Here is an 11,906-nt window from a genome sequence, read left to right as displayed (position 1 = left end):
TTGCAATGGCCATTTTTGCAATATGCATTGCGCAAAAATCGTGGCTGGTAAAAACCCCATGAAAAACAATAGCCGATAACGAGGCTGGATCAACCCGCCATGAAATATTCGTGGCACATCGATTGCAGCATCGTGCTCGCAGTATTCGATATTTCAGCGGGAGAAAAATATGATTGCAAAAACATTGTTGTTAACCTTGATGATGGCGGCGTTGCCGATGGCGGCGCATGCACTCGACCGAAAAGACGCCGAGCGCGCGATGACGGAAGCAAACGCCGCGGTGGAGTCGGCGCAGCGCGCTGATGCCGCGCAATATGCCGCCACCGACCTCAACACCTCGCACGATATGCTGACGAATGCACAAGCCGCATTCGATCATCATCACTGGAACGACAGCGTGTTCTCGGCGGAGAACGCAAAAGCCGATGCAGACCTCGCCACCGCGCGCAGTCGTCAGCATCGCGCCGAACAATCCACCGCCGAAGTGGAGCAAACCGTGCGCAGCTTGCGTGAGCAACTGGGCATTGCCGCCGGAGGTCAGTCATGATTATTTCCCGGAAACTTATCAGCGCAGCTATCCTGCTGGGTTTGGTCGCGGGTTGCGCCAGCGTTCCACCCGGCCCTGCGCCGGAAGTGGTACGTCTGCAAAATGATTTGCGTCATGCGCACGAGGATCCGCGCATCGGCCCGAACGCGACCGACGAACTTCGCCAAGCCGATAGCGCAGTGAATGTGGTGGTGCTTGATCGCCGCGGCACGGATGCGCAACTGTACGAGCATCATGTGTATATCGCCGATCATCTGATTCGCATCGCCGAGGCGCAGGGATTGGCGCGCTATGCCGAAATCAAGGCGAAGGATCTGGGCGTCGAACGTGACCGCTTGCTGGTCGATGCCAAGTCGCGCGATCTGCGTAACGCTCAAGTCGTCGCGAACACCGCGCTGGCTGCAGCCGATGCAGAACACCGCAACGCTGTCATCGCGCGTAGCGATGCAGAACAATCACGTGCGGAAGTTGATTCGTTGCGCGCCGATCTGCGCGATCTGCAAGCACAGCAGACGCAGCGCGGCATGCTCGTGACCTTGGGCGATTTTCTGTTCGAAACGGATCGCGCCGAACTCAAGCCGGGAGCGGCACGCACGCTTGATGGATTGGTGCGCGCGCTGAGTGACGATCCAGCAGCTACGATTCAGATAGAAGGTCACACGGACTCGACCGGTAATCGCGAGCACAACGTCGATCTTTCATTGCGCCGCGCCGATGCAGTGAAAATGTATCTGAATAGTCACAACATCGATTCGCAGCGCATGACCACGCAGGGGCTTGGCCCGGATTTTCCTGTGGCCTCGAACGATACCGATGCGGGCCGTCAACAGAATCGTCGTGTCGAAGTCATTCTGAAAACGCGCGTGGCACTGCGTTAAAACCTACGGGATTCAGGAAATTGTGCCAGGGACGGCGCACGTTTCATGCCCGAAACGCCCACCTCATTCGCCTTCAACCCAACCGGGTTCGCCGGATAATCTCTGTTCCGGCAATTTCAATTTCATGAGCCAGACAGCCTTGCTGCCAACGTGTCGCTGGCTGCTCCATGTGATCGGCGCGAGGCCCGCATGCTCGGAGCGATAGATGTGCTCCAGTGCATCGAGAAAAGTTCGGCGCGTGACATCACGTCCGAGTTGCGCCAGCACTGAGGTCGCAATCGATAGCGCCGCACTCGCTGCATCACGATTGCCTTGCGGTGTGGGAGGCATGGGTGCGGCGACGATGACACGCTGATCTAGCGCGGCAGGTAGACTATTCAAGGCACAGTTCTGCGCCGCGGCGGAAGTCAGCAATACCAGCGTATCCGTTGCAATATGACTTGTTCCGCTGCAATCCTTTGTGCGCAAAATGCTTCTGGAATTAATGCTGCGAGCGTAGGTTTCGAGTGCCGCGATCTGATCCTGCATGCTCGCGGTCAGAATAAAAATATTGGCAACTGTTGCGGCTTGCGCAGCATACGTCGCGATGGTCGGCATGCCGTCGCGCGTGGCTGCAGCGATGCTGGCACTGCTGTCCGCCGATGTATCGATGGTGAGGAAAGCATCGTCATCGCGCGTGCGACTGATCTCGATTCTGCGGCCATACATCGATGCATCCGCAACGACGAGATCGTCGGCGCCAAGCACGTTGATGCGAATGCGATCGTCGCCGATTCCCGGTTGCGAGACACTGCCGACGACATCGAGATAAGCCAGCAGGTCGCGCGCATCTTGCTGCGTCAGACGAAAATGCGGCATTGCGTTATCTAGCGGATTACCGGCGCTATCCAGTCCCATCGTGATCGCGCGCTTGAGCAAGCTTGGCGTGTATGCCGGTCGCGAACGCGAGCCGAGTGTGAGGCTGCGTGTGAGTGCCACTGGCGTGATATCGGCCGGACGCACGCCACCCTCCGGCTTGCCGTGCGCATCATCGCCGTGGCAATTCGCGCACGGCAGCAACGTAGCTGGAACGACGGTACTCTCATTACCCAGCGTGGCATCGATGCTGTGATTGCTGTCGGTTTGTCCGTGCAGAAAAATTTCGCGACCGCGTTGCTGTTGCTCGGTCAATCCGGCGCCGAGCATGGCGAGCGCAACGAAGCCCATTCGCAGCATCATTGCCTGACTGGCAGTGCGAGATGCTCGCGCAGGATACGCGCGATCGTCGATGGGTCAGCGAGGCCATCGAGCCGTTGCCACGGTCCGCCATGGCGATCGTCGATCACGATCAGTAGCGGTGAATGCGAGGTTGGATCAACCGCGGATGAGCCGAGCGATTTCACGAGTGTGTCGATGTCCGCCTTGCCGCCGGTGACCAGTGTCCAGCCGGGTTTTGCGCCAAATTTCTGGCTCCATTGAGCGAGCCGCGCCGGCGTGTCGTTAAGCGGATCAATGCTGATCGAAAGCAGCGTCACATCACGCGCCTGCGGGCCGAGCAACGCCTGCAATTGCGCGTAACGCAAACCCATCAACGGGCAGACAGTGCCACACTCGGTGAAGATAAAATTCACCGCCACCAATCGGCCTTGCACCAGATCGCTGTAGAAATGCACGGGCCGATCGGCCTGCGTGATCACGTTCACATTGGCAATCGAGGCGGTGATTGTCTTTTCATTGCTCGTGGCGACGCTCACCGGATGGCGATGCTCTTGCGCGTACGCGGAGCAAGCCAGCAAGACACTCAGAACGGGCAAGACAATTTTGAAACGCATGCAGAAACGCCTTGGTTTTTTTTGCGCAAGATCGCAGTTTTCAGGGTGAAGTAAAAGCGTGTGGAAGATTGATTGTGTCGCCGCTCTCGGCCGAGATCATTTCGCGGCCGCCGCTCCACCTTGATCATTGACCACGCCCATGATGAGGCTGTTGATTTCCGTCGTGGTCGCTAAGCCGTTGATTTTTTTCCACAGCCCGGTGCGGTCGTTGCCGGCCACGATCAAGTCCATGTGCGCATCCGGTTCTGCGGTGTATTGACCGATGCGCTTGAGCGCGGCGGCGATTTGTTCGTTCGATCCGGTGAGGAAATACCAGCCGGGTTTGGCGTTGAGGCGTTGCGCATATTCCTTCAGCGCGTGCTGGCTGTCGTGCGCCGGATCGACCGTGATCGAGATGAGGCGCACATCGCGCCCCATCTTCGCGCCGAGCTGGCTTTGCAAGGATTTCAGCGTGCTCATGACGACCGGACAACTTGCCGTGCAGCTCGTAAAAAACGTGTGGATTACCGCGACATGATCGGCGATCACGTCGCGATAAAGATCAACACTGTGCCCGTCCTGGTCGACTAGATCGATGCCGTCGAAATATTTCGCGGCACCGCTCGGTGCGGCGGCGAACACCACCGCCATTGCGCCGAAGAACAGGATCACCGCCAGCAATTTGCGCACTTTTCTCACTCCGTCAGCTCCACGGCGCCGCTCGCCGGATTCAGCCAATATTGATCGGGCACGCCGCCGTACGCAATCTGTTGCTGATTCTTCTGGAACAACTGCATGGTCGGGAAAATCAGGCGGAAACCCGGCTCGAAAATCTGCCCTTGCGGATGCTGCGAAATCTGCGCCTGATACACCGCGATGCGGCGTTGCGTGAGTAGTCGCACATAACCGTTCACCGCGGGCTGCTGCGCGGCGTTGCTCTGGATTTTCGCGATGAGTTGTTTTGCCTTGGCGCGATGATAAGCCGGTGTGCGCGCCGCATCGCCGAGGTTGGCAAGCAGCTCTTTTGCCGCTGCCGAATTCGTGCTCGCGAGGTTTTGCTGGAACTTGTTTTTCCAGTCCGCCGTGGCCGGGCCGGTCGGCAGTTTCTGCAACAATCCGCAACGTCCCGGCGAAAACATCGGGCGCGTCATGTCGGTGGCGATCACATCGAACACGAACTTCTGATCGATCACGCCGGCAGCGACGAGTTTGTCGACGACCAGCATGTCGCTATGCGATTTCACCGGCGTCTCGAAGGCGTGGTCAGCATCGATCTGATTGATCGGCTGCACCGAGTTGGCAAAACCGCCGCTCTGGTAATCGATGAACTGCGATTGGAACAATGTCAGCGAACCGGTATACAGATCCTTGGCGATGCTTACCGTTTGCTGGTCCGGCACGAGGCGCTGATCGACGAACGCGCCGACCGGCGCTTGGATATTCGCATCCGGTCCTTCGAACGGCTGTGGATCGGATTCGAGATTGACTTCCTGCTCGCAGAACAACGGCCGCAACTGTTCCTGCAACGACAACGCCGAGCGGGTTTTCCAGAACGGCGCGCTCGCCAGCAGTTTTTCGTCGCCGGCCTTGATCCACTTTTCCAGCTCGTTGGCACTGACCAGATTGGCGAGGATGGTGTTGAACTCGGGCGCGATGCGCAACGCACCGAAATCCAGCGGACGTTCGACCGTCCACCACGAATCGTGCGGCGCTTTCAGCTCCTTCATGATCGGCCCGCCGTTCATGTGGCAGCCCGAGCAACGCAGTCGCGGCATGGTCGCCTTGCCGCCATCGAGTGGGCCCATGAAGATCGGCTGCGAGGCATCGTAGCCACGATCCAGATTGGCAATGTCGGCGAGGATATCCACCGAGTCGCCGCGATAAAACCATTCACCGCCCTGACCGGTGCCGCGGATTTCGTAGAAGTTGAAGACCTGTTTTTTCGGATCCCACACCAGCGTTTCGAGCAGCAGATTATCCGGTGTCGCGGCCTGTTGCGGCGCCATGACGCTGGTCAGTGCGACGTTGTCGATCGAGGCGGCGGTGAAGTGGCCGAAAAACCAGTCGCCGGGCGCGAGAGTTTGCCCGGCATACGCGCCCTGCACCGATTCGAAGAAACTGAAACTGCCTTGCGGCAACGGATTGTGGAAACCGCGATTCGCCACCATCGCCGGATGCAAGGTCATCTTGCTGGCGAGCACGAGGTCGCGAAATACCAGCGCGTTTTCCGGACAACGCGGTTGCGCTGACAGCAGCTTGAACAAGGCATCGTCGTTGCTGCCCGGGGCCAGCGGATTGCCGGTGTTGTTGTTCTGGATCAGACAGTGCGCGATGCCGGGCGCGTGCAGCGCCAGTGGATGCGGACTCGCATCGGTGGCGTGACGCGACGAGACCTGGATCGCCTTGTTGGTATCGGCGTGCGCCAGCGCGCAAACGCCGAGCGCGAGGGTGAGACTTGCAATCAATCGGTACATGGTTCGACTCCCAAAGTTGGTATTCACGCTGGCGGAAACAGCACGAGCAGGTCTTCGATATCCAGCGTGTTGACCGGAAACGACCAGCTCAAATCGGGTGTGCTGCAGCGATGCGAGAGCGCGCCGGTTTTCGGATCCACCACGATCTGCGCGGCGAAATCGAGCGGCTTGTTTTCCTTGAACGGCAACGTCGAGAACTGCACTTGCCACGGGCAGCGACCGCCGAGTACAAAGCCGTGCGATACCTCGCAATCGAGCACCGCGAGAATCTGCTTGCGTGTGTATTTTTCCTGCTTGATCAGATCGGCCAGCGAGTTCGCCATCGGCAGATCGAAATCGCGATTGCGTGCGTAGATGAAATGGTCGCCGCTCACAGAGAGGATTTCATGCACACGCTGGCGACCGTCGCCGAGCTTGCGCATCACTTTCACGCCGAGGAAATCGCTGCCGGATTGTTCGAGCCGCCACCAGTGTTCGAGATACACCGCCTGCACGCCGTGTTCGAGCACGTTGCGTCCGCCGAGAATCTCGAAACGGCCGATGTCGATCGTGCCATCCGGCGGCTGGTAACCGATCTCGTGATGCCAAGTGATGATGTAGCCATCGACTGTGGTGTAGCCACTGAATCCTTCCTGCGCATACAGCGTTTTCAACTGCGCATCGGTCAGATCGGCCAGCGATTTTGCATCGGGAAACGCAGGCCGATCCTTCGGAATGCGGCAGTCACCGAACAGTGTCGGCGTCTGAATATTGCGCACGTTGACCGTGTCTTTCGGTGGCCCCTGATTGTTGTTGATGACCCAGAGGCGCTGCCACGACGCGGCGAGCCAGCTTGGAACGGGTTGCTGATCCATGTTCTTGATCCTCGATTCTCAGTGGCCGGCGTGCGGCGATTTCGGCTGCGTGGCGTTGCCGAGCAGGAACGAATAATCGGACGCAAACGGATTTGCCTTGGTCGCATCGGTGCCCGCCGTGGCCGGATCGAAAATCTTCAGCGTGGTCGCTTTTTTCACCGTCGCAATCGGCGCCGACGCGTGGCAATCCAGACACGTGAGACTTTGCACATAGGTTTCCATCGTGGCATTCGCGACCGGTTCCTGACTTGGGCCGGGCGACAGTTGTGCGGCGATCAGCGGTGTATGCGAGCCCGGCGGAATCGGTGTGTTCTGGTTCGACCACAACGTGTTGACGAGCTGGTAGTTGAGGAACACCGAATTCGGATTCTGCTTCGCGATCACCTGCGACCAGACGTATTGATTCAGCCCGGCCACATCGTTGTTGGCACGCGATGCGATCGGCGTCTGCCGCACGGCCTGGATCGGCGCGTTATACGGATTCTTGCCGCCGTTCACCTTGGCCGGATTGGCATTCGCCACGCACCTGTAATAGTCGGTGCTCGGATTGCAGTTGACGTTGTAATACGTGTACGGCGGCGTCAACGTGCGACTCGCAACCTGGTTCACATCGGGCACGTTCTGCTTGTGCTCGAACGTCGCCCAGATGAACTGCTGGCCGAGCGCGGTCTTGTGGATGATGTGCAAACCGGTCAGCCCGACCACGACGGTTTTCGACGCCTGCCCCGGGTACGTCACGATCGCCTTGGAAATCTTGAAGCGTGGCCAGTCGGCGGGATTCGGCAGCTCAAGCCACGCCGCTTTGGTTTCGATCGAACCGGTGTTGCCGAACGACGGTTTCGTCGGTGTGCCGTCAGGCAGGTTGATGCCCATCTTCAGTACGAAGGTTTGTTGCACGTTGGCGTTGTACAGGCCGTAGTTGACGATGTAGTTGTACTCGTCCTCGTTCATGCGGCGCTCGTACAGCGTGAGGATTTTGCTCTGCGCCGTGAGCCACGGGCTGCCTTGCGAGGCTTGGCCGATCGCGCTCAGATCAAGCACCGGTTTGGCGCCGACTTCCGAGCGCAGACCGCCGAGCATCTTGATACTGGCCGCCGCGCCGTTCGCGTAGTTCCACGGCCCCGGATTTTTTGCATCGGCAAGAAATACTTCGTCGGATTCCTTGTAGGTTTCCCAGACCGTCGCACGCTGATCGTTCGCTGTGCCGAAGCTGCTTGGTGATGCCGCGGTGTTCGGATTACCACGTTCGCTGGTCGAGGCGATCCAGTTCAGCGCGATGAATTCTTGCCACGCAAAACAGTTGGCGTCGGCTTGGCGTGTCAGCGCGAAATCCGCCGGCACCGTATAGCCGTATTTACCGCTGGTTGACGATACGAGAAAAGGCGGCGTGAGGCAGTTGCTCGTGCTGCCGTTTGCAAGTGCATTCGCCGTATCGGGCGCGGCTTGCGTCGGCGCGGTGACGGCTTGCGCAGGCACAGTCGGCGCGGTCGTCTTGGTCGTTTCCTGGTGGTGACAGGCGGCCAGCAACAGAGCGGATGCCAATGCGCACATTGCGATGGAAGTGTGAGTGTGATTCATGGTCTCGTCCTCAAGCCGTGGTCGATGATGCAACTACGAGAAATGCCGGCGCCGGGGTGATGGACGGCGAAAAGGTCTGGCCGAATGGCACGATGACCACTCCACGTACGCCCGCCGGCGCATTCGCTGCGACACTGACGTGCAGGTTCAGCAGTTGCGATGCACTCGGGTAGGTATTGCCGGGCACGGCGTAAGTGACGCTTGGGGTAAAACCGATCACCGTGGTGGTGATGCTGTTATCGGCCTGACCGTTCGGCAGTGTGAATATCACCCTGGGCCACTGCGCTTGCGGGATCGGCGTTGTGCCGCTCGGCGCGGCGTAGGTAAGTGCGAGGGGAACATTCGCCGCACCCGTGCGCAATGTCGGCGGAATGATGCTCGAGTTGCTCGCCAATACCATCGGCACGCCCGCGGGTGTGTTGATCGTGGTGCCGTAATACGCGTTCCACAGATTCTGGAACATGATTTGCAACGGCTGCGCCTGCACTACCGGATTCGGCGCGCCGACGCAGATCTGTTTCGGTGTCGCGGCGACCGGTGGAATCGGTCGGCCAAACAGAGCGACCTCAAGCGTCGCCTGCACCTGCGAACCCCACTTGATCGCCTCGCCCGCGATCATGATGTCGCCGATCGTGAACGATACGCCGGCATCAATCCACGCCTGCGGAATCTGTAACGCCGCATGCAGGATGAAAGAACCCGGGAATGGCGTATTGGTTATCGGATCGATGATTTTTTCGAAACCGCGCACGATCTGCCAGCAGTCCGACGCCTTCGCGCCTTTCGGCAATTTCGGATCGGCCGGCAGCGTGTATTGCGCGAAGCTCGGCATCTGGATGTACAGGCCCGGCGGATCGGCCAGCGAAATATTGAAACCCGCACCAACCGCAAGATTGATGCTCTGGCCGATGTGCGGATCGCTGTTGCGATAATTCTGACCGTACTGGCCGCAGCAGATCAGCGCTTGCGGATCGGTATCGCCCGCCAGGCGCTGCACGGTCGCCCCGGCGCCGAGGCCAAGCTCGGTTTGTAGCGTGTTCGGCGTCGCCGTAAGGTGCATCGCACCGCCGCTGAAGCTGGCTTGCGCGCCGCTGCGCACGGTCGCTGTGCCGCTGTTCCACTTGTTGAGCGGGTTGTACGCGGGCAGGCCGGTTTGCGGATCAATCACCTTCGCGCCGGTTTTCGGATCGAGCAAGGTCAGGTCGGCCATCGTCACCTTGACCCACTGATTTTGCGGCGCGCCCATGTTCAATGCAGCCGTAAAGACGTCCGCACAGGTTTGCGGATCGACGCGCCACAGGGTTTGGAAATATTCCGGATTCTCACAGGTGAAATCGACGCGCGTGATCTTGCCGGCGCTGTTGCGCACGACGCTGAATTCGCAATATTCATCGAGCCAGCCGCGCGGGCCATAGGGACCGTAAGGTTCAATGCCTTGCTGCTTGCTGAAACCGCTCCAGTCTGCTTGCGGGCAGCGCACCGTCGGAATCTGGTATTTGCCGAGCTGGCCGGTGTCGGCGAGCTGGTACAGCATGTCCATGCTCAGGCCGTACGGATTAGCCGGCGACTGGTTCTGGCCGAGGTATTGCACAAGCCGGTTCGGGAACGCGATCCACGCTACATCGACTGCGCCTGAGCCAGCGGGAATCGGCGTGTTGAGTGGATTGTAGTAGCCGGTCTGCTGCGCGGAGTTCAGCGCATTCCACGGATTTCCTGTGATCGCCTGGTTGGTGAAACCGTTGACGTTCTGACTCCACGCCTGCACCAGTTTTGCATATGCGGTCGGGTTGTTCGGAAAGTCGTTGTTGCAGCCCGGCGTGGTGAAGTGCACGAGCTGGAACATTTTTGTCGTCGCGTTGTAGGTGTATTGGGGCTGGACCGGTGTTGCAGCATTGCTCGTCATGATTGCGGCTCCGTTGTTGCGTTTAATTGGTCTGATTGATCGCGGCATCGATCGCCTGATACACCGAGAATTGCGAGTTGTTGCGTGCGAGGCCGAGTGCGTCCGATTCGATCCAGACGTAATAGGTGCCCGCGGTCGGCGGAATGAATTCGAGTTCGTAATTGCCGTTGCTTAGACGTTTGAGATCACCGCGTCGCTGCCACACGCCGGGTGCTTCGAAGGCGAGCGCACGCACGTCGTCGGCGTGGCGCAATTCCTTGTGCGCTACATCGCTCAGCGCAAACTGCAATCGCACCGCCGCGCCGGCCTGCAACTGGTGTGGCGGATCGATGGCGGTTACGCGTGTCACGGGTTTTTCCACCGCCTCTTTTTCGGCAGCAATGGTCAGGCCGAAACACGCGACTACGCGCGGCGCATCGACGAACATCACGACATCGTAGGCGCCGGGGTTTTTCACCGGCATCGCGGTCGCATAACGGCCGCGTTGTTGCTCGCGCAAACCGTGATCGACCACCAGCACCGCGCGCGGCGTAGCGCCGTAAGTGTTGAAGCCGCCGGCCGGCGCAGCCATGCCTTCCTTGTAGTAATAAATCATGTTGTCGGCGGTGTTCACCACCAGCACCGCGGGTTGGTCGGGGGCGCCGACAATGGAGTCGGCGAGACCGCCGTCCCCCAGCGCGTGTTGACCCGCGGGGAAATCCGCAACACCAACCGCACGGCCTTCAACGCCGATTTGATCGAGCGGAATCATCGCCACGGTTTCGCTCGTACGGCGCCGCACATACGCGAGCAGCGAAGTGAAGCTGACCTGCACCGGCGCATTGCTGATGTCCAGACTTTGCACGATGCGATTGCTTGCCGCGTCGAGCACCTGCACCGCATTCTGTTGCGGATTCGGCATCAGCGCGTGCCGACCATCGGGTGCAAAACGCAGCTGCGTGGCGCCGGGTCGGATCGCGACAGTCGCGGCAATCGCATGACTGCGCACATCGATCGCAAAAAGTCTTCCGGCCAACGCATCGGCGGCATAAATCGCCTTGGCAGCACTCGAATACGCGAGCAAATCGGGTACGCCATCGACGACGATATCGGCCAGCACTTTAACCGCGTGAGCATCGAGGATCAGCACATCGTGTGCGCCGGTCGCGAACACCAGATCGCCATCGTTGCTGGTTGCGAGTTCGCGTATTGCGCCGACACGCAGTCGGGTCAATGCATGGGTTTTTACATCGATGACACTGAGCCCTTCATCGTCCGCGATCCACGCGCGATCGGCCTGCAAAACGATGCGGCGCGGATTCGGCCCGGCGGCGATGGTGTCGACGATCTTCCAGCTTCGTGTATCGGCGATCGCCACTTTCGCGCTCGTCGGCATCGTCACGAACAATGCATCGTTTTGCGTTGCAAGCGCCCAGTCTGCGGCGCGGCTCGGCAACGGCAACATCGCGAGCAATTTCGAGCCGCCGAAGCCGAACAGTGGATCGACTACGCTGATCGAATTGTCGTCGTTCAGCGACAAGACGTAATAGCTGTTGAGATCGATATCGGCGCGTCGAAACAGGTCGGCACTGAGATAAGTGGCGACCTGTTGTTTGCAACTTTGCGGCGCGTTGCTACCATTTTTGTCAGACGTATTTTTGTCGTGCGCAACGAGCCATGCCGCTGGGCGCGCGCCGCTGATCGGCGTGCCGCTGGCGGTGTCGGTGAGGGTGAATGCGAATATGGTCGGATCGCCGATGTGCGCAGCCGGCAACGCGCTGAAATCCACCGCGATGCCTTGATCGACTTCGTGCTGCGCAGGCACCGGCGATGCCTGCGCCAACTCGCTGGCACGCGCGCCCGCAACACATACGAGGCATGCGAGCACAGCAAAACGCATGGC

The 11,906-nt window shown here is 59.5% G+C and carries 10 protein-coding genes; 2 read left to right on the top strand and 8 right to left on the bottom strand.

Annotation, left to right across the window (positions count from 1 at the left end; translation table 11 throughout):
- Positions 1-169: 169 nt before the first annotated feature.
- Together ELE36_RS19330 and ELE36_RS19325 are read left to right on the top strand one after the other, a co-directional pair.
- Entirely contained in the window at positions 170-547 is a 378-nt protein-coding gene (locus tag ELE36_RS19330; protein ID WP_129836220.1) for a DUF4398 domain-containing protein, read from the top strand.
- Positions 544-1,425, top strand: a complete 882-nt coding sequence (locus tag ELE36_RS19325; RefSeq protein WP_129836218.1) for an OmpA family protein — start codon at positions 544-546, stop codon at positions 1,423-1,425. The genes ELE36_RS19330 and ELE36_RS19325 overlap by 4 nt, the downstream gene beginning before the upstream one ends.
- 63 nt (positions 1,426-1,488) lie before the next feature.
- On the opposite strand, the gene ELE36_RS19320 is transcribed toward ELE36_RS19325, so the two are convergent.
- From ELE36_RS19320 to ELE36_RS19285, 8 genes are all read right to left on the bottom strand, one after another.
- Positions 1,489-2,631, bottom strand: coding sequence for a c-type cytochrome (locus ELE36_RS19320; protein WP_207215823.1), 1,143 nt, complete (start codon positions 2,629-2,631; stop codon positions 1,489-1,491).
- Between the two features lie 8 nt (positions 2,632-2,639).
- Positions 2,640-3,236 carry an SCO family protein gene (locus tag ELE36_RS19315; protein WP_129836214.1) on the bottom strand — a complete coding sequence of 199 codons (597 nt, stop codon included), beginning with the start codon at positions 3,234-3,236 and terminating at the stop codon, positions 2,640-2,642.
- Between the two features lie 96 nt (positions 3,237-3,332).
- A complete protein-coding gene (locus ELE36_RS19310) occupies positions 3,333-3,905 on the bottom strand; it encodes an SCO family protein (RefSeq protein WP_129836212.1) in 573 nt (190 codons plus the stop codon).
- A 5-nt stretch (positions 3,906-3,910) separates the two neighbouring features.
- Positions 3,911-5,689, bottom strand: coding sequence for a hypothetical protein (locus tag ELE36_RS19305; RefSeq protein WP_129836210.1), 1,779 nt, complete (start codon positions 5,687-5,689; stop codon positions 3,911-3,913).
- 23 nt (positions 5,690-5,712) lie between these two features.
- Positions 5,713-6,543, bottom strand: coding sequence for a hypothetical protein (locus ELE36_RS19300; RefSeq protein ID WP_129836208.1), 831 nt, complete (start codon positions 6,541-6,543; stop codon positions 5,713-5,715).
- An 18-nt stretch (positions 6,544-6,561) separates the two neighbouring features.
- The gene (locus tag ELE36_RS19295) at positions 6,562-8,121 is read right to left on the bottom strand and encodes a hypothetical protein (protein ID WP_129836206.1); all 1,560 of its coding nucleotides are present in this window, start codon (positions 8,119-8,121) and stop codon (positions 6,562-6,564) included.
- Between the two features lie 10 nt (positions 8,122-8,131).
- Positions 8,132-10,024, bottom strand: coding sequence for a hypothetical protein (locus ELE36_RS19290; RefSeq protein ID WP_129836204.1), 1,893 nt, complete (start codon positions 10,022-10,024; stop codon positions 8,132-8,134).
- A 22-nt stretch (positions 10,025-10,046) separates the two neighbouring features.
- Positions 10,047-11,903 (bottom strand): cytochrome D1 domain-containing protein, encoded by a 1,857-nt coding sequence (locus tag ELE36_RS19285; protein WP_129836203.1) that lies wholly within the window; start codon positions 11,901-11,903, stop codon positions 10,047-10,049.
- Positions 11,904-11,906: the final 3 nt, after the last annotated feature.

The organism is Pseudolysobacter antarcticus (genome assembly GCF_004168365.1).
Lineage (GTDB): Bacteria > Pseudomonadota > Gammaproteobacteria > Xanthomonadales > Rhodanobacteraceae > Pseudolysobacter > Pseudolysobacter antarcticus.
The sequence above is the reverse complement of the archived record's forward strand: the minus strand, read 5'-3'. Positions and strand labels throughout refer to the sequence as shown.

Excerpts from the sequence above, each read along its gene's own strand:
- ELE36_RS19330 (WP_129836220.1), top strand. The coding sequence starts at position 170 with ATGATTGCAAAAACATTGTTGTTAACCTTGATGATGGCGGCGTTGCCG.
- ELE36_RS19325 (WP_129836218.1), top strand. The coding sequence starts at position 544 with ATGATTATTTCCCGGAAACTTATCAGCGCAGCTATCCTGCTGGGTTTG.
- ELE36_RS19320 (WP_207215823.1), bottom strand. The coding sequence starts at position 2,631 with ATGGGCTTCGTTGCGCTCGCCATGCTCGGCGCCGGATTGACCGAGCAA.
- ELE36_RS19315 (WP_129836214.1), bottom strand. The coding sequence starts at position 3,236 with ATGCGTTTCAAAATTGTCTTGCCCGTTCTGAGTGTCTTGCTGGCTTGC.
- ELE36_RS19305 (WP_129836210.1), bottom strand. The coding sequence starts at position 5,689 with ATGTACCGATTGATTGCAAGTCTCACCCTCGCGCTCGGCGTTTGCGCG.
- ELE36_RS19300 (WP_129836208.1), bottom strand. The coding sequence starts at position 6,543 with ATGGATCAGCAACCCGTTCCAAGCTGGCTCGCCGCGTCGTGGCAGCGC.
- ELE36_RS19295 (WP_129836206.1), bottom strand. The coding sequence starts at position 8,121 with ATGAATCACACTCACACTTCCATCGCAATGTGCGCATTGGCATCCGCT.
- ELE36_RS19290 (WP_129836204.1), bottom strand. The coding sequence starts at position 10,024 with ATGACGAGCAATGCTGCAACACCGGTCCAGCCCCAATACACCTACAAC.
- ELE36_RS19285 (WP_129836203.1), bottom strand. The coding sequence starts at position 11,903 with ATGCGTTTTGCTGTGCTCGCATGCCTCGTATGTGTTGCGGGCGCGCGT.